This is a genomic window from Apibacter sp. HY039, from assembly GCF_004023655.1.
GTDB lineage: Bacteria > Bacteroidota > Bacteroidia > Flavobacteriales > Weeksellaceae > Apibacter > Apibacter raozihei.
The window spans coordinates 207,740-227,674 of the sequence record NZ_SAYM01000004.1 but is presented as its reverse complement, the minus strand read 5'-3'; the positions used below and the strand labels follow the sequence as shown (position 1 = coordinate 227,674).

Below are 19,935 nucleotides of genomic sequence, written 5' to 3'. Positions count from 1 at the left end.
AGAAAGTTACTATGTCAGGACATTACGAAGCACCTATTCGCGAGCCGTTAATTTTAGGAGATAAATCCTATCATGATATAACGGAAGATATAGCCAGACCTATTGAGAGTAAAGCCGGAAAATTGTGGTGGTTTTCTTTCTATATAGCATTAGTTGCATTTATCTACGGAGTAGGTTGTATAGCCTATACTGTCGGTACAGGTATAGGGGTATGGGGGCTAAACCGAACTACAAACTGGGGTTGGGATATTACCAACTTTGTATGGTGGGTAGGTATCGGGCATGCAGGAACCCTTATCTCTGCAGTGTTGTTACTTTTCCGTCAAAAATGGAGAATGTCAATTAACCGTTCAGCGGAAGCTATGACTATTTTTGCAGTTATTCAGGCTGCACTTTTCCCGGTAATTCACATGGGAAGACCTTGGCTTATGTATTTTGTATTTCCTATTCCCAACCAATTCGGATCATTATGGATCAACTTTAATTCTCCGTTGTTATGGGACGTATTTGCCATCAGTACATACTTTTCTGTATCTGTTGTTTTCTGGTATATAGGATTAATTCCTGACTTTGCTATGGTCAGAGATAGAGCTGTTAAACCAATTACAAAAAAAATATATAGTATATTAAGTTTTGGGTGGGGAGGTAAAGCCAAACATTGGCAGCGATTTGAAGAAGTGTCTTTGGTTTTGGCCGGTTTAGCTACACCGTTAGTATTTTCCGTGCATACCATTGTATCATTTGACTTCGCTACATCCGTTATAAAAGGATGGCACTCCACCGTATATCCACCATATTTCGTAGCCGGGGCTATTTTCTCTGGTTTTGCAATGGTACAGACTCTTTTGAGTGTTGCTCGTAAAGTATGTCATTTAGAAGATTATATTACGATTAAACATATTGAGTACATGAATATAGTTATTGTTGTTACTGGAGGAATGGTGACCGTAGCTTATATTACCGAGTTTTTTATCGGTTGGTACTCAGGAAGCAGATATGAAGATTTTACTTATTTTTCAATCGGTGCAGCAACCGGTCCTTACTGGTGGGCATTCTGGTTATTGATTTTGTGTAATGTATTAATACCTGCTAGTCTTTGGATAAAAGGATTAAGAAGGAATTTCCTTTGGACATTTATCGTTTCAATAGTTATTAATGTCGGAATGTGGTTTGAAAGATTTGATATCATCGTTATTAACCTTTCAAGAGATTATTTACCATCTTCATGGACTATGTTCCAGCCTTCATTTGTTGATGTAGGTATTTTCGTAGGAACTATTGGATTTTTCTCGGTATTATATTTATTATACGCAAGAACATTCCCTGTGATAGCACAAGCTGAGCTTAAGACTATTGTAAAATCATCAAGTGAAGGTCATAAAAAACATCATTCAGAACATGAACACCACTAAGACAATAATATACGGTTTATACGGAGATGATGATCTCTTGTTAGATGGAGTAAAACAACTTCGTGAAAAAGGAATTCAGATAGAAGAAGTATATACGCCTTTCCCGGTACACGGGCTAGACAAAGCCATGGGACTTAAAGAATCCCGAATGTCGGAATTTGCATTTCTTTATGGATCAATAGGTATTACTGTTGCAGGTTTATTAACCTGGTATACCATGAATCATGACTGGGCTCAGAACATAGGAGGGAAACCAAGTTTTAGCTGGGGAGAAAACGTACCAGCGTTTATTCCAATCATGTTTGAGTTAACAGTGTTTTTTGCGGCCCACCTTATGTCTATAACTTATTTGGTTTTAAATAAACATTTTCCGGGGCAAAAAGCTCAGAATCCGGATCCAAGAACAACCGATGATAAATTTTTGGTTGAATTAACTAATCAGGATTACGAGAAAGCTAAGGAAATTCTTATAGCTACAGGAGTTGAAGAAATAACTGTTAAAAAAGTTGAAGATGAAAAAGTTGACTAAATATATTTTAATAGCTGTAACTGGTAGCTTGATTATTGCGTCATGTAGTAAAAAACAGCCGAGTATAGTTTATTTTCCAGATATGTATTATCCGGTGGCTTATGATCCTTATCAGGAAGCAGTAGTCGCTTACGGTGAACAAAGTACAACAGTGCCTTTGTTTTCAAAACAATCAGGAGCAACCGCATTGGCTCCGGTGCCGGGTTCTATTTCCCGAAATCCGGAAGGAGTTTTACCTATGGAACTGCCCAATACACCGGAAGGATATGATGCATCAAAACAAATTTTAAAATCTCCTTTAAATCCAGATAACAGAGAAAAAGATTTAGCAAGAGGAAAAGATTTATACGTAAAGACGTGTTCTGCATGTCACGGAACTGCTGGAGACGGACAGGGAAATATTGTACAATCAGGCGCTTATTCAGGAGTTCCTAATTATAAAGATAGAGTAATAACTGTTGGGTCTGTTTATTATGTTATTGAACATGGAAGAAATGCAATGGGATCTTATGCCGGACAGCTTTTGCCTGGTGACAGATGGAGAGTTGCAGAGTATGTAATCAATGAGTTTAAAGGAGGTCAGCAAGCCCCGAAAACAGAACAATCAACAGAACAAAAATAAAACTATGAGATATACATTTTCATCAAGACTTAAATTAACATCCATAGTATTAATCGTAGTAGGATTAATAGCCTTTGGAATTGGTTATTATCAAAACTCTAATATAGATCATAAAGACATAGAACTTATTATAAGCCAGAATGAAGCTATAGCGAATGCTCAACCTATGAATTCCGCATATCTTCATGATGAACCTCATTCTGAAGAACATATGGAGCATGCGCTTGTACAGGTTCATAACCGGCCTTGGGCAGCATTTTTCGTTCCATTAATGTTGTTTTTTGGAATTTCTGCAACCGCCTTGTTTTTTGCATCAGTTCAACATGCGGGACAGGCAGCCTGGTCAATGGTTGTGATCAGAGTAATGGAAGGAGTGGCTTCCTTTATTCCTGTGGGAGGCATATTAATGGTAATTTTTATTATTCTTTCATCCTATGGAGGAGAGCATGGAGGGTTAAATCATTTATATCACTGGATGGATCCGGCTTTAACAGATCCTAAATCTTCACATTTTGATTTGCTAATAAAGTCAAAAGAACCTTTCTTAAACAGATTTTCTTTTGTAATAAGAACATTAATTTATATTGCGGGTTCAATATTCTTTTTATGGAAAATTAAGTCATTAACAAGAAAACTGGACGAAACCAAAGCAATTGCAGATCATAAAAAAGTTTATAACTGGAGTGTTGGATTTATAGTTTTCTTTGCCCTAGCTTCTGCTTGTTGGGCATGGGATTGGTTAATGTCAATAGATCCGCACTGGTATTCAACCCTATATATGTGGTACACGATGATAAGCTGTTTGGTATCATCCGTAGCGGTTATGCTGATTATATCAATATATTTGAAGAAAAAAGGAAATCTTCCTGCATTTAATGATAATCATATGCATGACTTAACTAAATTTTTATTCGGATTTAGTTTACTATGGTCTTACCTTTGGTTTGCACAGTACATGCTTTATTGGTATGCAAATATAGCAGAAGAAGCCAACTATTTCTTTGGAAGATACAAGCTTTACAGTCAGACTTATTTCACCATGTTAATTCCTAATTTGGTTTTACCATTCCTAATCCTAGTAAGTAGTAAGGTAAAAAGAAATTTTGTAATTGTTCCTATTATGGCTTGTGTTGTTATTTTTGGACATTATATGGATTTCTTTAATATAATTATGCCAGGTACGGTAGGTGCATTCTGGAATATAGGTTTATTAGAAATAGGTTCATTTATATTTGTTTTAGGATTGTTTATATTTACAGTTATGACTGCTATTAGTAAATTAAATCTTGAAGCAAAAGGAAACCCATATTATCACGAAAGTGAATTATTTGAATATCCATTCTAAACAGAAATCAAAATATTTTAAAAAGCGACTCATTGAGTCGCTTTTTTTATAAGTTATTATATTAATGAAATTCTGATAGTTTTTGCCAAACTTAATTAGAAAAAAGAATAGTAAAAATTAATATTTATTTTATTTACTGAATATTATAAGTTGGCATGGTATTTTCTTATTTATAATTGTATAAATTAAAATTATAAAATATTATGAGTAAAATTAAACATTTTTTACCATTGATTATGTTTTTTGTAATGGGAAGCTATAACCTGGTACAGGCGCAAATTCAACAAGGAAATGTTATGTGGGGAGGTTCTATCACTAATATGGACTTTGGATTGAAAAAAGGACAAGCATGGAGTATAGGTGTTACTCCAAAAGCAGGGTATTTTATTAAAGATAATCTGGCTGTCGGTGGTTACGTTAATTTGAATATCTCTAAACAGGGAACTGGTAGCACAACCAGAACTGGTTACGGAGTAGGTGCTTTCGGGCGTTACTACGCTAGTAAAGAGGATATTAACAACCTGCTTAAACACGGACGTTTCTTCTTTGAAGCAAATGCTGGTTTTGAGGGAGCTAGTCAAAAAAGAGAACCTACTACTAACGGATTCGGTTTTGGATTCGGACCTGGTTATTCTTACTTTATTACACCTAACGTAGGACTTGAAGCACTTGTAAAATATCAAGGTTTAGCCGGAGGTGGAAACACAGGTTATCAGCATGATATTACTTTTGCACTGGGTCTACAAATTTATTTACCTTCTTCCAGAATCAAAAATGCAGTTAAGCATCCGGGAGATTTATAAATATCCCTTTTTTAAATTATTATATTAGTAATAAAAACATAAAAAAAGACGGTAGAATTTCTCTACCGTCTTTTTTTATGTTTTTATATGTTTTATATAGTCAAAAATTAAGAGTAAAGTTTATTTCTGTCTGAAATATACTTCAATAGGAACTCCGGTAAAATCAAAATGTTGGCGTAATTTATTTTCAACAAATCTTTTGTACGGTTCTTTAATGTATTGAGGTAGATTTGCAAAGAAAGCAAATTGAGGAGTTTTAGTAGGAAGCTGGGTACAATATTTAATTTTAATATACTTTCCTTTAATACTTGGAGGTGGAGTAGACTCAATTATAGGAAGCATAATCTCATTAAGCTGACTGGTTTTTACTCTTCTTGCTCTGTTTTCAAATACTTTCATAGCGGTTTCCACAGTTTTAAATACCCGCTGTTTGGTTATTGCAGATGTAAAAATGATAGGAACATCAGAAAAAGGAGCTAGTTTTTCACGAATATAATTTTCGTATTGCTTAAGTGTATTAGTTTCCTTCTCAACTAAATCCCATTTGTTAACAACAATTACAATACCTTTCCTGGATTTTTGTGCCAGATGAAGAATATTCATATCCTGTTTTTCCCAACCCTGGGTAGCATCCGTCATTAAAATAACTATATCAGAATCCTCAATAGAACGTATAGAACGCATAACTGAGTAAAATTCCAAATCCTCACTTACTCTGTTTTTTTTACGCATTCCTGCAGTATCTATAAGAACAAATTTGTATCCGAATTTATCGTATAAAGTCTCTATACTATCTCTGGTTGTACCCGCTATATCGGTAACTATATTTCTGTCATTTTCCAGTAAAGCATTTGTCAGAGTAGATTTCCCGACATTTGGCCTTCCCGCAATAGTTATTTTAGGTAATCCTTCAAAAGGATCTACATATTCAATTTCTTTAAAAGTAGGTATAATGTCATCCAGCAGATCTCCGGTTCCGCTTCCCGTCATTCCGGAAATCGTATAATATTTATCAAAACCCAGGCTGTAAAATTCCATGGCATCATTTTCTAACATTGCGTTATCAACTTTGTTTACAACCAGAAAAACAGGTTTATCAGTCCTTCGTAAAAGACTTGAAACCTCTTGGTCCATTTCAGTAATTCCTTCAGTAACGTCAACCAGAAAAACAATAGCAGAAGCCTCTTCTATAGCAAGCTCTACCTGCTTTCTGATTTCCTCTTCAAATACGTCTTCAGAACCAACAATATATCCACCGGTATCAATTACTGAGAAATCGACACCGTTCCAATCACTTTTTCCGTAATGACGATCACGGGTTACCCCGGCTACACTATCAACAATAGCTTCTCTCTTTTGTAATAAACGGTTAAAAAGAGTCGATTTACCTACATTGGGTCTTCCTACTAATGCTATTATGTTGGCCATATAAACTGTATATAATTTTTGCAAAGGTAATTAATTTTAAGAGAAATAGGATTTTTGTTTCTAAGTTCAAATACTTACATTGAGTTTTATCATTGAAATAATAATTTAGGTATGGCAAAAACGGTTATATTTGTGTGCTGAAATTATAGTTTACAAAAATATGTTAATTAAAGAACCCGAATCTCTGCATAAAGTACGTTTTATGGATTGTGATCCGATTGGTCATCTTTCCAATATTCGTTATTTTGATTATATGCTAAATGCTCGAGAAGATCATTGTCTTGAATATTATCAGATAGATAATTTTGAACAATCTAAAAAAACCGGCCGTTTGTGGGTTGCATTACAAAATCAGATAGCTTATATTAAGGAAGTTAAATTTAATCAGGAAGTTACAATTACAAGTAAAATAGTTAAATTCTCTGATAGAACCAACACCGTAGAAATTCTAATGTGTAATAAGGATAAAACCGTTATACATGCAGTACTATGGTTAACGTCAATCTATTTCAATTTAACAAGTCGTAAATCTGAAGATCAGCCGGAATATTTTATGGATTTATTTCATAATATTAATGTAGATATACCAGAGCATTTATTTGAAGATAGGGTTAACAGTTTACGAAATTTAAATAAATTAAATCTGAACAAGTAAATGAATATTGTTGATACTCCCTTAGAAGGATGTTTTATAATTGAACCTGCATTTTATGAAGATTCACGTGGATTTTTTATGGAAACCTTTAATCAAGAACGATTTAACAAGGTTACAGGCCTAAAACCAGTATTTGTCCAAGACAATCTTTCAAAATCCAGTTATGGGGTTATAAGAGGTTTACATCAGCAATTACCTCCATTTGCCCAATCTAAGCTGGTGTATGTTTTGGAAGGAAAGGTCATTGATGTAGCAGTAGATGTAAGAAAAAATTCGCCAACCTTTGGTCAGCACATTGCTGTAGAACTATCGTCAGAAAATAAAAAACAGCTATTTATACCCAAAGGATTTTTACATGGTTTTTCAGTACTTTCAGAAACCGTTATATTTGCATATAAATGTGAAGGCTATTACCATAAAGAAAGTGAAATGGGGATAAATCCTTTAGACACCTATTTAAATATTGACTGGAAAATAGAAAAAGGTAAAGAAGTATTATCGGAAAAAGATTTACAGGCAATTACATTTGATAAACTAAACCCGGTTGAACTAAAATGAAAAGAATATTAGTTACAGGAGGAGACGGCCAGCTGGGTATGTCTCTTAAACAAAAAATCAAAGAAAAACCAATTGCGGAAAGTACTTTTGTTTTTACAGACGTTCAGGAATTAGATATTATGGATGAAATGTTTGTTAAAACGTATTTTTTTTCAAATAAATTTGATTACGTAATAAATTGTGCCGCTTATACAGCAGTTGATCGTGCAGAATCAGATCAACAAATAGCAGAAAAATTAAATGCAGAAGCAGTAAAATATCTGGCTAAAGCAAGTGCTGCACAAAAAGCGACATTTATTCAAATTTCAACAGATTATGTTTTTTCCGGAAATGAATCTACTCCACGAAAAGAAGATGATCCTGTAGGACCACTCGGAGTATATGGTAAAACTAAATTATCAGGAGAAAAATTTGCTTTGGAATACAATCCGAAAACATATATTTTGCGAACTGCATGGCTATACTCTCCCTTTGGTAATAACTTCGTTAAAACCATGTTGAAATTGTTTAAAGAAAGGGAAGAAGTTAACGTTATTAATGATCAATTAGGTTCTCCTACTAATGCTTTAGATTTGGCAGATGCCATACTCACTATAGTTCAAAATGATATACAGGCTTATGGAGTTTATCATTATTCTAACGAGGGAGAATGCACATGGTATCAGTTTGCAGAAGAAATTAAAAAATTATCACGTTCTGCAATAAAAATAGAACCTATTCCTACTTCAGGGTATCCAACTCCCGCAGAAAGACCTAAATATAGCTTGTTGGATAAAACTAAAATTAAGACAACCTTTGGAGTATCTGTTCCGGATTGGAAAGAAAGTTTAAAAAGCATACTATAAAAAACTCAGTACAATAGAATAGATATTTAAATTAATAATAAAATACAATTTCTTATAAATAAAAGCCAAATTATATTTGGCTTTCAATTTTTAATTATCTTTGCAAAGTTGTGAAGTTGATTAGAAACATATCAATGACTATTGCCACTATTATCATATTGGCGCATACGGTTATACCCCATCAACACAAAGCCCAGTTGGAAAATATTATTCACGAGTGTTTCTTTGCAGATTCAGATGAGGATTCATTTGCTAATCTTTTCGATAAATTTGAAGACATCATTAAGCATGTTAATTTGGGGGAAAAACATTTAGAAAACTTTAGGATATCTAATTTCGAGTATAATTTTAATCCGATAATTATATTTCAGGTACCTGAAGTATTATCTCTGTTAAAATTTCAGCTGAAAGATCCTGAAAAAGTAGCTCATACATTTTATTATAACTTCAATTACTCATCCGTAGAAAATGATTTAGGTTGCGGATTAAGAGCTCCACCCAGCATATAATTCTATTGATATAAATTACAATTTTATCTTTATAAATAACGAGGTAAATATTGTAATATCTACTATTTGAGATAAAATTAAAATTGAATATTTTTATTATTTACAAGTATAGCTCTTATATAATTGTATCCATTTATTCAATAAACAAATAATTCTTAATAATTTAAAATCTGATTAAATATTTATATATAAATCAGTATAATTAAGATGTTAATATGTTGATTTGCAATTGAATTGCATTTTGTTAATTTTAATTTTACCATAGAATCAAGTAGTATAAGTTTTATGTTAACCATAAAAAAATACAGAATTTATGTTTAAAAAAATTATTGAATTATCTATACAAAACAAGTTATTGGTTATTGTAGGCACGTTAGCCTTACTGATAGGCGGGATTTATTCTGTGAAAGATATAGCGATAGATGCCACTCCGGATATAACCAACAATCAGGTACAGGTAGTAACAACATCGCCTACACTGGCACCACAGGAAGTAGAACAGCTCATTACATTTCCCTTAGAATCTCAGCTCAGAAATATACCGGGGACTACCCAGGTCAGATCCATATCAAGATTTGGTTTATCTATCATAACCGTTGTATTTAAAGAAAGTACACCGACACTTCAGGCACGACAACTGGTAAAAGAACAGATCGATATTGCTAAAGAAGACATTCCTTCGGGTTTAGGAGAACCTCAGCTTATGCCTATAACTACAGGTTTAGGCGAAATTTATCAATATGTTATTAGAATAAAACCTGGGTACGAAAATCAGTACGATACAGAAAAGTTAAGAACTATTCAGGACTGGATAATTAAACGTCAGTTAAGCGGAGTAGAAGGTATTATTGAAATTTCGAGCTTTGGCGGAAAAGTAAAAGAGTATGAAGTTTCCATAAATCCGGTGGCTTTACAAAGTTATAATCTTACTTTAGAAGATGTTTATACCGCTTTAGAAAGCAATAATCAAAATTCGGGTTCTGGATATATAGAGCAAAAACACAATCTGTTTTATATACGTACGGAAGGAATGCTTAAAAATTTTCAGGACATTGAAAATGTAGTAGTATCGGTAAATGAAACCGTACCGGTAAAAATATCTGATATAGCTGAAATAAAAATAGGTTCTGCCCAAAGATTTGGAGCGATGACTATGGATGGAAAAGGAGAGGTTGTTGGAGGTATAACATTAATGCTTAAGGGCGCTGATTCTTATAAAACTGTTGAAAATGTAAAACGACGAGTTGCCCAGATAGAAAAAAATCTTCCGGAAGGAATAGATATTTATGAATATCTGGATAGAGCAAAATTAATTGATAAAACCATATCTACAGTTACAAAAAACCTAATTGAAGGAGGGCTTATTGTTATATTTGTTTTGATTTTACTTTTGGGTAATCTAAGAGCAGGCTTGATAGTAGCCTCTGTGATTCCGTTGTCATTACTTTTTGCATTAACCATGATGGATGCCTTTGGTGTTTCGGCTAATTTACTCTCCCTAGGAGCTATGGACTTTGGAATTGTAGTTGACGGCGCCATAATTATTATAGAAAGCGTTATACATGTACTATATACAGGTTATGTCGGGAAAAAACTGACCCAGAAACAAATGGATGAGGTAATAGGCAATACTGCAGGTGAAATATATAAATCAGCTGCATTCGGTATCATGATTATTATTCTTGTTTTTGTGCCAATCATGACTTTGACCGGAATTGAGGGGAAAATGTTCCGTCCTATGGCCTTAGCGGTTAGTTTTGCAATCTTAGGAGCCTTTATATTATCACTTACCTATGTGCCTGTAATGACAACAATATTTCTTAAAAAGAATATTGTTCATAAAGTAACCTTTGCGGATAAGATTATGAATAAGTTGAAGTTACTTTACGTACCCGTGTTAGATAGAGTTTTAAAAATACCTTATACTATAGTAAGTGCAATTGTTATTGTTTGGGTAATCTTTGTTATCGTGTTCATGAAAATGGGCTCAGAGTTTGTTCCCACATTACAAGAAGGAGATATTGCTATGCAGATGAGTATACAGCCGGGAAGTTCTTTAACCGAAAGTATACAAACCACTACCAAAGCAGAGAAAATTTTAAAAGAAAATTTTCCGGAGGTGCTTCATGTGGTTTCAAAAATAGGAACGGCAGAAGTGCCTACCGATCCTATGGGTATAGAGGATGCGGATATTATGATAGTATTGAAGGAGAAAAATGAATGGGTAACGGCTAAAACTCAGGAAGAATTAGTAAGTAAAATGAAAGAAAAATTATCTTCTATCTTAGGTGCTGCTTTTGAGTTTTCACAACCTATTCAGTTACGATTTAATGAACTGATGACAGGAGCAAAGGCAGATGTAGTAGTTAAAATTTTCGGAGATGATACCAGAGAGCTTAAAGAATTAGCAGATAAGTCTGCGGAGATTATTAGGAGTATCAAAGGCGCTGCTGATGTGAAAGTGGAACAGACAGAGGGGTTAAAACAAATGAAAATTAGTTATGACCGACTTAAAATTGCCCAGTATGGACTTACAATTAATTCTTTGAATCAAATTATAAGATCCACTATAGCAGGCCAGGATGCAGGAGTTATTCTGGAAGGCGAAAAAAGGTTTGAGTTGATAGTAAGGCTTAGCCAAGAATACCGTAATCAATTAAATCTGGATCAACTCTATATAAGAACATCAAAGAATACTCTTATTCCTCTTTCAGAAGTGGCTACAATAGATTATGAATCCGGCCCCATGATGATATCAAGAGAACAGGCACAGAGAAAGATTAATATTGGGGTAAATGTAAGAGGAGTAGATGTTGCTACCCTTGTTGAGAATATACAAGAAAATTTGGATAAAAATATTAAATTACCTCCGGGTTATACCTTTGAGTATGGAGGAGCCTTTGAAAATTTACGGGAAGCAAGTGCCAGGCTTAGCATAGCAATTCCTATAGCTTTGGCCACTATCATACTGTTACTATATATGGCATTTAAGAGTATGAAAGATGCTTTAATTATTTTCACTGCAGTACCCTTGGCGTCAATCGGCGGAATTATTGCTTTGGTTGTCAGGGGACTCCCCTTTAGTATATCAGCAGGAGTTGGTTTTATCGCATTATTTGGAGTAGCCGTTTTAAATGGAATTGTATTAGTAAGCGAATTAAATTACCTGAGAAAAACTAAAAATCATGCTTCTTTAAAAGAGTTAATAAAAGAAGGGGCTCTTACTCGTTTACGACCTGTTTTTATGACAGCCATGGTAGCAACCTTAGGATTTTTTCCAATGGCGTTATCCACTTCAAACGGAGCAGAAGTTCAAAGACCTTTGGCTACAGTTGTTATAGGAGGACTGGTAACTTCTACTCTGTTAACGTTGCTTATTGTACCAGCTATTTATTATATAGTTGAAAATAAAAGATTTAAAATGAAATTAAATAGAAAAGGACTTACCCTAATTATTTTTTTTATAGGTGGGATAATTTCTGTTAATGCGCAAACCAAAGTAACTCTTGAACAGATGTTGCAGAGAGTATCTGAAAATAATAAAGAGCTTAGACAGAAAGAGCTGGAAATTCAAAGAGAAAACGTTGAAAAAAAGTATGCGTATTCTTTGAAAAATACAACGGTAACTGCCGGATACGGTCAATACAATAATAAACAAGGAGACTATCAGATAGAAGCGTTACAGGATTTTGGAAATCTTTTCAGTTATAAAGATGTCAGAAATTTATCCGAAACGAAAAAAAACTGGTTAAGCACTCAATTTGTTTTAAAGCAGCATACTTTAAAATTTCAGGTGGAACAGTTGTATAATCAATGGATGTATACACTGGAAAAGAGAAAAATGTTTGAATCAATGGATTCATTATACAAGTCCGGATTAAAAAGATCCGAATACAGATATGAAAAAGGTGAAACTGACTATATGGAAAAGCAGTTTTTTAAAGTAGAATTGGAGCAGGTACTCAAACAAAAAGCAATGAATGAACAAGAATTCCTTACTATAGAAAATCAGTTATTTTCGCTTTGTTATATTCAAAATCAAGAAAACTTAGAACCGGTTGAGAAATTTTCCCGTATTTCCCATAGGTTTCAGTCAGATAGTGCCAACTCAGTATATATTGAACAATTTGACAAAGCCAGAGATGTTAATAAAAAAACTATCGCCTTAACCAAGGCACAAAGAAGACCGGAATTATCTTTGGGAGGATTGGTCCAAAGTATTGATCAAAGTTCCGGGTACTATGCAGGAATTGTAGGATTATCGGTTCCTTTATTTAACAACTCATATAAAAAAGCAAAGGAGCAAAATAGTATTGATAATCAAATTTTAAATAATCAACAAGAACAAATTGTACATGATTTGCAGGTAAGAATCAAGCAATTGCAAAAATTAGAGGAAATGTATCGAAATGAATTGGAGTTTTTTGGAGATAATCCTTTTAAAGAACTTCAAAAGATGAGAGAGGTGGCAACAACAAAATATAAATACGGAGAAATAGACTATTTGCAATATTGCAGTATGTTAAAATCTTCTGTAGATGCCAACATAACTTATCTCGAGCTTCTTAATAATTATAATCAATCAATCATCGAGCTTAAATACATTACCAAACAAAATTGATAGAAATAATGAAAAAACTAGTATACATAAATAGTATTATATGGCTGGTATTCTCTTGTTCAGGAACTGAGAATAAAGCAAGTTCTGCTGAAAATGAAAATAAATCAGAAGAAATTACTCTTACAGATGAACAAATCAAAACCAATGGAATAAAATTTGGAAAACCTGAACTTAGATATATTGATACTAAAATAACAGTAAGTGGAGTAATTCATGCCTTACCGGAAAATAAGTCATCAATACACAGCCAGGTAGATGGATTTATAGACAAAGTAAACTTTATTACCGGAGAATTTGTAAAAAAAGGTCAGGTTTTGGCTACCGTTAGAAATCCTTCCTTTATCACTTTACAAAAGCAATTTTTAGAAGCTTACTACAACATGAACCTGAATCTAAAAGATTACCAAAGAAAGCAATCTTTGCTATCTGCCGATGCAATAAGTCGAAAAGCCTATGAACAATCTCAGGCTTTATATCAGGTTTCATCAGCAGAATATGAAGGATTACGTTCTGAGTTGCAATTATTAGGATTCAATCCTTCAACGATAATCAGAACAAAAAAAATAAATCCAATATTGGCCATTGTCAGCCCGAAAAGTGGTTTTGTACATGCAGAAGAAATTTCTCCAGGCAAACAAATTACTACGGCTGATGAATTATTTATGATTATTAATCAGGATGAACTGCATATAGAGTTAAATGTTCCTTCAAAACATGCATCAGGTTTGTTTACCGGACAAAATGTAGAATTTATGTTACCGGAAATTAAAGATACTTTAAGAGGGAGTATACATTTAATAGGAAAAGTAACTAATACTGAAAACAACACTATTCAGGTGCATGTGGATATAGATTCTAAACTTCCTCCAACAAATTTTTATGAAGGAAGATTTGTGAACGCTTCAATTATTAACAGAACGAATTCCGTTCTTACCTTACCTAAAGAAGCCATTTTTGAAGAAGCTGGAAAAAAATATGTATTTGTCAAAAAAGGAGAGCATGTCGAAAAGAAAGAAGTAAAAACAGGAGCAGAAAATGAACAGTTTGTTGAAATAATGGATTGGGATAATCAATTACAAGTTGCCGTATCTGGAGTTTACTATCTTAAAGCCGGTGAAATGGAATCAGGGCATAGCCATTAATAAAATTTAACCTTATACAATTTAGATCCTCTCCACTATAATCAGTAGAGAGGATTTTTTAATTTTAGAGTTTAAGTGTTTGGTAATTAGTGTTTTATTATTGTTTATCGTATATTTAGTTTATTATTGAAAATATGTTTAGTAACTTTGGTATATGGTGAATGAAAATCTCATTAACAAACTTGCAACTTTATCTGAGTCAGCTAAATACGATGTTTCCTGTTCCTCAAGTGGAGTTACAAGAAAGAGTAAATCCGGTGATATAGGTTCATCGTCCGGATGGGGAATATGCCATTCATATACTGAAGACGGAAGGTGTGTTTCTCTGTTAAAAGTTCTATTGACTAACTATTGTATTTATGATTGTGCATATTGTATTAATCGTAAAAGTAACGATATAAAAAGAGCGGCATTTAGTGTGAAAGAATTGGTTAATTTGACATTGGAATTTTACAAAAGAAATTATATTGAAGGCTTGTTTTTAAGTTCAGGAATAATCAAAAATCCCGATCATACCATGGAAAGAATGGTTAGGGTAATCAAAGAGCTTAGAACCATTCATAGATATAACGGTTATATTCATATGAAGAGTATACCTGGGGCAAGTAAGGAATTAGTATATCAGGCCGGATTATATGCAGACCGACTAAGTGTTAATATTGAGATTCCTTCGGAAAAAAATCTAAAATATCTGGCTCCTGAAAAAGATCATGCCAGTGTTTTTACTCCCATGAAATACATACAGAACGGAGTAACTGAATATAAGGAAGAGCGAAAGAAATCTAAATCGGTTTCAAAATTTACACCTGCTGGCCAGAGTACTCAAATGATTATTGGAGCAACTAATGAAACTGATCAGGATATACTTCGAGTTTCGTCTGTTTTGTATTTACAGTCTAGTATGAGAAGAGTCTATTATTCCGGATTTATACCCGTTAATCCGGGTGACACTAGACTTCCGGCAATCAGGCAAGCGCCTTTAGTTAGGGAAAATCGTTTGTATCAGGCTGACTGGCTTATGAGGTTTTATCAGTTTTCATCAGAGGAGATATTAGACGATGTAAATCCCAATCTGGATCTGGAAATAGATCCTAAATTATCATGGGCTTTACGTCATCCCGAATATTTTCCTGTAGATATAAATATTTGTGATTATCACTTGCTTTTAAGAGTTCCCGGAATAGGAGTTAAGTCTGCAAAGCTCATTCTTGCTTCAAGAAGATTTGGCTTATTAGATACATATCAATTAAAAAAAATAGGAGTAAGTATGAAAAGAGCAAAATTTTTCATCGTTTGCAGAGATTATAGAGGACTCAATGTTAACAGTTCCAGTCCTGAATATATAAGAAGTTTACTGGTAAAAAAAACGCCTCGTTCAGTAGCAAGTAATCAAATGTCATTACTTTTCAGTGAATAACAATATCTTTGGATGCTTATGGTAGTTTTTCAATATGATAAATCCTTTGAAGGTCTCTTATGCGCTGTGTTCGAGGCCTATGATAAAAAAAAATATCCTGAGTCGTTAATATCCCAGGAACAGATAGTACCATTACTTACCCGTGAGGTTGTTGCTATTGAAACTCAAGCAGAAAAATATTTGCGCGTTTTAACCTTGCTTAAAAATAAAATGTCAGTGATGGAATTAAACAGGCTGAATGCGGTTTGGTTGTCTGAAATTGAAAATAGTGATTTTCTTTTGTTTCAATATATAAAATATGCGATTGACAGTAAATTCGAACACTCAGCTAACTTTGGTCATCCGGTAGTTCTTGAAATACATAAAATAGCAAAAAAGGTATCTAAAGAAGTTCATGCATGGCAACAGTTTGTAAGGTTTCAAAAGTCTAAAGATGAAATTTATTTTGCACCCGTACATCCCGTGTATAATAGTTTACCATTAGTTATACCTCATTTTAAAGATCGCTTTTCTTCTCAACAATGGATTCTGTATGATCTTAAACGAAACTATGGTTTTTATTACGATTTGTCGGAAGTTCATCCCATGGTTCTCGAAGGAAGCGGAGAACACCTCAGAACAGGTTTTGTTGATGAGGAAATGTTGCATCCGGATGAGAAGTTATTTCAGGAATTGTGGAAAAAATATCATACATCAGTATCAATCAAAGAAAGAATCAATTTAAAATTGCAAAAACAATATATGCCTAAGAGATATTGGAAATTCCTGACCGAAAAACAGTAATTAAAAGTAAAACTTTTTATACATAGGATAAATAAAAAACTACAGAATACATTCTGTAGTTTTTTTATCTTTTCAGATCTTTTGTGTATAATTTAATTTGAAAACTTTTATATAAACCTACCCAAAATGAGGGGGTAGGTTTAAAAAACATAATTATATGTGGAAATTAGAAATTATATGATAACTGAATTTTAAAGTTTCTAGGATCTATTTGATTTATATAACCACCACGATAGTAAGAAGTATATCCCAGTTCATCAAATATGTTGTTAAAGAAAACTTTTAGTCCCACATCTTTATAAGTATAACCAAGCTGGGCGTTAATAGTTGTATAACCAGGCATATTAAATGGTTTTACTCCTGGAGTAGTTCCATGTCCGTCAGTTCTTAAATCTGAACTATAATCGTTAACAGGTCTGTTGCCTACATAATATACACCTACACCTAATGAAAGATTTTTTAATGCACCCTGGTTAAATAAATATTGTACCCATCCGTTTGCCGTTGAATAAGGGGCATTCATAGGTCTAGAGCCATTTACGTATGCTACGCTATTTTTATATTGAACATCTGAGTATGAATATCCTAAAATAACTCTCAGGTTTTCAAGAATCCGGCCATTGGCTTCAATCTCAATCCCATTCCTTCTTAAATCTCCTGCTTTTTTGTAGTAACCAGTACCTTTTCCATTTTCATAGACCTGATAAGCAATGTCGCTATTATTGATAAAATAATATGTCACATTAAAATCCAGCCTTTTATTAAACCAGTCCGATTTTACTCCGACTTCCCACTGATTGGTTACTGATGCTCCAACGGTTCCACCATCCTGAGTTGGATTACTGGCTGAACGTAAGTTTGTCGTAGTGGCAAAATTTCCAAACAGGCTGATATTTTTTACAGGCGTTATCATTATCCCAACAAACGGGTCCCATGCATCGTTAGCGGCACCTACATTCGATTTTCGTCCGTCAACACTGTATCGTAAAGCAAAGTTTGCGCGTATATATGGATTAAATTCTATAGCATCCTGAACAGTAAAACCATACACTTCAGAATTAGTTTTAGTATTTTTAGTCCCTGCATTAAATGAAGATTTACTAAAACCAGGAAGTAAATTGTTTGGTGTTTTTTTATCTAAAAGATTTATATTATCAACATATATATCTGAGCCAGTATATGTTTGATTGTTTTTTGTATAAGTACCTAAATGAGAAATAGTTGTTTTTTCATTGGATTTGTAGTCAAAACCTGCCTGAAACGTATGCTTAATTTTACCGGTAAATAAATTTTTACCAATTAAGTCAATTTGAATAACTTTATTTTTATCTTCACTTTCAGACCAAGTAAGATTTCTTTCTCGCCTTGTATAATCTTTAATTTCTTTATTTGTAGTTTCATCTATATACGTATAAGGATTAGCCATAGAACCCACTCCGTATGATTCGTCATTGTTTACCGAACCGGCATATACGGCTCGCAAGCTAAGTTTATCACTCAGTTTTCTAACTATTTTAGCAGAATAAGTAGTTGTTTTTGTGTTAACATTATCCGTTCCCCAACCTAAAAAATTATGTCTGGTATTAAGTAAGTTATTTTCGTTTAGATTTGATAAATTTGTTGTACCTCTGTCTGGGGTAGTATTATCATTCATGTAATCCATTTCAAGAGTCACCGTTGTTTTATCATCCGGTCTCCATTCAAAAGAAGGGTTTATATATACACGATTGTTGTCCACTCTTGGCTTATAGCTGTCTGCACTTTGAAAAGCAGCATTTAATCGGAATGCCGAAGTATTTTTTTTATCCAGAACCGTTTGGTAATCAAGTGTAGACCTGAATAATCCCCAACTACCGGACTCCAATGCTACCTGTCCGGCATCCTTTAAAAATAGAGGTGTTTTGGTAACTACGTTTATAACTCCTCCAGGGCTGCCTAATCCGTTACCGATACCTTGGGTTATTGACGCAGATCCTCTTAAAACCTGAATACTTGAAACCCCTTGCATATCTGTCAAAATTCCTGATGTTCTAAAATCAGAATCAACCTGAATACCGTTTTTTAATACCGGAGTACCTCTGTATCCCCTGATAGACATACTCTCAGTAGTTCCACCGTAAGTTCCGAAGAGCGTAACGCCGGGAACATTTCTTACAGCATCAGTTAAAGTAAGAGCACCCTGCTCGTTAATAATTTCATCAGATATAACTGAAATGTTTTGAGGTAATTCTCTGGGAGATAAAGGTATACGGGTGATCATATCAAGACCTTTGGGCTGTTTTCCTTGTCCGTAAATTAAAATTTTATCTAGATCTCCCTTTTGATATACAGTCATTCTCAATTCTTTAGTTTCATTTGAGTCTAAAGAAAAAGATTCAGTATAATGACCAGAATCAGGGCTAATGATGGTAATTTTATGTTTACCGGGAGATAAACCTTTAATTTCGAAAGAACCATCACTTTTTGTAGTTTCAGATACTGACTGTCCATCTACAAGGATGACAGCATCTGCAACAGGGAGGTTTTCAATATTAGAAACATTCCCTTTGATTGATGAAGTGTTTTGGGCCATAAGAAACTGACCGCAACAAATTAAAGAACAAATTAAGTATAATTTTTTCATGTTAGTTAAAATTTAGAAAGTTACGGCAAATATAATTTTTATTTAGACTAATTACAAACTAAATATATGATATTCATCATTTGAATAATGGGGTGCTTAAATCCCAATCTGTTAGAGGCTTTATGATACTTAATGAAAAATTAGTTTATCGTTAACAGATAAAAGATTAGAATACTAAAAAATGAAGGTATAGTTTAAAAAATGTATTAACTTTGCAAGGCGATAAATTTTGTATAATAATTAAAAAAATTACTAAAAAATGAGTTTACCCGTTGATTATGTACCTATATTAATTCAGGTAGCTGTAGCATTAGGTTTCAGTGTAATGACACTTATCGGCTCAGCTATGTTAGGGACAAGAATTCATGGTAAGGCAAAAGATGATACTTTTGAATGTGGTGTAGCATACGAAGGAGATGCACGTACACCGTTTTCAATTAAGTATTTTCTAACTGCAATTTTATTTGTTTTATTTGATATAGAAATAGTTTTCTTTTATCCTTACGCACTTAATGTTAAAGAATTCGGCGTTGCCGGATTTTTAGCTGTAGTGACCTTTATTTCTATTTTCTTACTAGGCTTTTTATATGTAGTGAAAAAAGGAGCTCTTGATTGGGAAAAATAAAAGATACTATTTACAATA

16 protein-coding genes are annotated in these 19,935 nt (G+C 33.5%); 14 read left to right on the top strand and 2 right to left on the bottom strand.

Annotation, left to right across the window (positions count from 1 at the left end):
• The first annotated feature begins 11 nt into the window (after positions 1 to 11).
• The 5 genes from nrfD to EQ921_RS10275 all read left to right on the top strand — a co-directional run bounded on the left by nrfD (position 12) and on the right by EQ921_RS10275 (position 4,711).
• Positions 12 to 1,412 carry an NrfD/PsrC family molybdoenzyme membrane anchor subunit gene (nrfD, locus tag EQ921_RS10295; RefSeq protein ID WP_128149472.1) on the top strand — a complete coding sequence of 467 codons (1,401 nt, stop codon included), beginning with the start codon at positions 12 to 14 and terminating at the stop codon, positions 1,410 to 1,412.
• Positions 1,399 to 1,941 carry a DUF3341 domain-containing protein gene (locus EQ921_RS10290; protein WP_128149470.1) on the top strand — a complete coding sequence of 181 codons (543 nt, stop codon included), beginning with the start codon at positions 1,399 to 1,401 and terminating at the stop codon, positions 1,939 to 1,941. The genes nrfD and EQ921_RS10290 overlap by 14 nt, the downstream gene beginning before the upstream one ends.
• Positions 1,925 to 2,563 carry a cytochrome c gene (locus tag EQ921_RS10285; RefSeq protein ID WP_128149468.1) on the top strand — a complete coding sequence of 213 codons (639 nt, stop codon included), beginning with the start codon at positions 1,925 to 1,927 and terminating at the stop codon, positions 2,561 to 2,563. The genes EQ921_RS10290 and EQ921_RS10285 overlap by 17 nt, the downstream gene beginning before the upstream one ends.
• Positions 2,564 to 2,567: 4 nt before the next feature.
• The gene (locus EQ921_RS10280) at positions 2,568 to 3,908 is read left to right on the top strand and encodes a quinol:cytochrome C oxidoreductase (RefSeq protein WP_128149466.1); all 1,341 of its coding nucleotides are present in this window, start codon (positions 2,568 to 2,570) and stop codon (positions 3,906 to 3,908) included.
• Positions 3,909 to 4,111: 203 nt separating this feature from the next.
• Positions 4,112 to 4,711, top strand: a complete 600-nt coding sequence (locus EQ921_RS10275) for a hypothetical protein (RefSeq protein WP_228427688.1) — start codon at positions 4,112 to 4,114, stop codon at positions 4,709 to 4,711.
• A 120-nt stretch (positions 4,712 to 4,831) separates the two neighbouring features.
• Here the strand turns inward: EQ921_RS10275 and der are convergent, their stop codons facing one another.
• The gene (gene der / locus EQ921_RS10270) at positions 4,832 to 6,139 is read right to left on the bottom strand and encodes a ribosome biogenesis GTPase Der (RefSeq protein ID WP_128331584.1); all 1,308 of its coding nucleotides are present in this window, start codon (positions 6,137 to 6,139) and stop codon (positions 4,832 to 4,834) included.
• Between the two features lie 160 nt (positions 6,140 to 6,299).
• On the opposite strand from der, the gene EQ921_RS10265 reads away from it, so the two are divergent.
• From EQ921_RS10265 to EQ921_RS10230, 8 genes are all read left to right on the top strand, one after another.
• The gene (locus EQ921_RS10265; RefSeq protein ID WP_128149462.1) at positions 6,300 to 6,794 is read left to right on the top strand and encodes a thioesterase family protein; all 495 of its coding nucleotides are present in this window, start codon (positions 6,300 to 6,302) and stop codon (positions 6,792 to 6,794) included.
• Positions 6,795 to 7,352, top strand: coding sequence for a dTDP-4-dehydrorhamnose 3,5-epimerase (gene rfbC / locus EQ921_RS10260; protein WP_128149460.1), 558 nt, complete (start codon positions 6,795 to 6,797; stop codon positions 7,350 to 7,352). It abuts the gene before it with no gap.
• Positions 7,349 to 8,197 (top strand): dTDP-4-dehydrorhamnose reductase, encoded by an 849-nt coding sequence (rfbD, locus tag EQ921_RS10255; RefSeq protein WP_128331583.1) that lies wholly within the window; start codon positions 7,349 to 7,351, stop codon positions 8,195 to 8,197. Before rfbC ends, rfbD begins: the two co-directional genes overlap by 4 nt.
• 110 nt (positions 8,198 to 8,307) lie before the next feature.
• Positions 8,308 to 8,706, top strand: a complete 399-nt coding sequence (locus tag EQ921_RS10250) for a hypothetical protein (RefSeq protein WP_164875624.1) — start codon at positions 8,308 to 8,310, stop codon at positions 8,704 to 8,706.
• Between the two features lie 313 nt (positions 8,707 to 9,019).
• Positions 9,020 to 13,327, top strand: coding sequence for a CusA/CzcA family heavy metal efflux RND transporter (locus tag EQ921_RS10245; RefSeq protein WP_128331581.1), 4,308 nt, complete (start codon positions 9,020 to 9,022; stop codon positions 13,325 to 13,327).
• Between the two features lie 8 nt (positions 13,328 to 13,335).
• Complete coding sequence (locus EQ921_RS10240; protein ID WP_128149452.1) at positions 13,336 to 14,469, top strand: efflux RND transporter periplasmic adaptor subunit; 1,134 nt, start codon at positions 13,336 to 13,338, stop codon at positions 14,467 to 14,469.
• A gap of 154 nt (positions 14,470 to 14,623) precedes the next feature.
• A complete protein-coding gene (locus EQ921_RS10235) occupies positions 14,624 to 15,886 on the top strand; it encodes a putative DNA modification/repair radical SAM protein (protein WP_221410489.1) in 1,263 nt (420 codons plus the stop codon).
• Between the two features lie 18 nt (positions 15,887 to 15,904).
• The gene (locus EQ921_RS10230) at positions 15,905 to 16,669 is read left to right on the top strand and encodes a TIGR03915 family putative DNA repair protein (RefSeq protein ID WP_128331580.1); all 765 of its coding nucleotides are present in this window, start codon (positions 15,905 to 15,907) and stop codon (positions 16,667 to 16,669) included.
• A gap of 166 nt (positions 16,670 to 16,835) precedes the next feature.
• Here the strand turns inward: EQ921_RS10230 and EQ921_RS10225 are convergent, their stop codons facing one another.
• Entirely contained in the window at positions 16,836 to 19,292 is a 2,457-nt protein-coding gene (locus EQ921_RS10225) for a TonB-dependent receptor (RefSeq protein WP_128331579.1), read from the bottom strand.
• Positions 19,293 to 19,551: 259 nt separating this feature from the next.
• Between EQ921_RS10225 and EQ921_RS10220 the strand changes: the two genes are divergently transcribed.
• A complete protein-coding gene (locus EQ921_RS10220) occupies positions 19,552 to 19,917 on the top strand; it encodes an NADH-quinone oxidoreductase subunit A (protein ID WP_128149446.1) in 366 nt (121 codons plus the stop codon).
• Positions 19,918 to 19,935 lie beyond the last annotated feature (18 nt).

Excerpts from the sequence above, each read along its gene's own strand:
- EQ921_RS10245 (WP_128331581.1), top strand. The coding sequence starts at position 9,020 with ATGTTTAAAAAAATTATTGAATTATCTATACAAAACAAGTTATTGGTT.
- EQ921_RS10235 (WP_221410489.1), top strand. The coding sequence starts at position 14,624 with ATGGTGAATGAAAATCTCATTAACAAACTTGCAACTTTATCTGAGTCA.
- EQ921_RS10280 (WP_128149466.1), top strand. The coding sequence starts at position 2,568 with ATGAGATATACATTTTCATCAAGACTTAAATTAACATCCATAGTATTA.
- EQ921_RS10285 (WP_128149468.1), top strand. The coding sequence starts at position 1,925 with ATGAAAAAGTTGACTAAATATATTTTAATAGCTGTAACTGGTAGCTTG.
- EQ921_RS10290 (WP_128149470.1), top strand. The coding sequence starts at position 1,399 with ATGAACACCACTAAGACAATAATATACGGTTTATACGGAGATGATGAT.
- EQ921_RS10265 (WP_128149462.1), top strand. The coding sequence starts at position 6,300 with ATGTTAATTAAAGAACCCGAATCTCTGCATAAAGTACGTTTTATGGAT.
- rfbD (WP_128331583.1), top strand. The coding sequence starts at position 7,349 with ATGAAAAGAATATTAGTTACAGGAGGAGACGGCCAGCTGGGTATGTCT.
- EQ921_RS10220 (WP_128149446.1), top strand. The coding sequence starts at position 19,552 with ATGAGTTTACCCGTTGATTATGTACCTATATTAATTCAGGTAGCTGTA.
- EQ921_RS10240 (WP_128149452.1), top strand. The coding sequence starts at position 13,336 with ATGAAAAAACTAGTATACATAAATAGTATTATATGGCTGGTATTCTCT.
- der (WP_128331584.1), bottom strand. The coding sequence starts at position 6,139 with ATGGCCAACATAATAGCATTAGTAGGAAGACCCAATGTAGGTAAATCG.
- rfbC (WP_128149460.1), top strand. The coding sequence starts at position 6,795 with ATGAATATTGTTGATACTCCCTTAGAAGGATGTTTTATAATTGAACCT.
- nrfD (WP_128149472.1), top strand. The coding sequence starts at position 12 with ATGTCAGGACATTACGAAGCACCTATTCGCGAGCCGTTAATTTTAGGA.
- EQ921_RS10275 (WP_228427688.1), top strand. The coding sequence starts at position 4,112 with ATGAGTAAAATTAAACATTTTTTACCATTGATTATGTTTTTTGTAATG.
- EQ921_RS10225 (WP_128331579.1), bottom strand. The coding sequence starts at position 19,292 with ATGAAAAAATTATACTTAATTTGTTCTTTAATTTGTTGCGGTCAGTTT.
- EQ921_RS10230 (WP_128331580.1), top strand. The coding sequence starts at position 15,905 with ATGGTAGTTTTTCAATATGATAAATCCTTTGAAGGTCTCTTATGCGCT.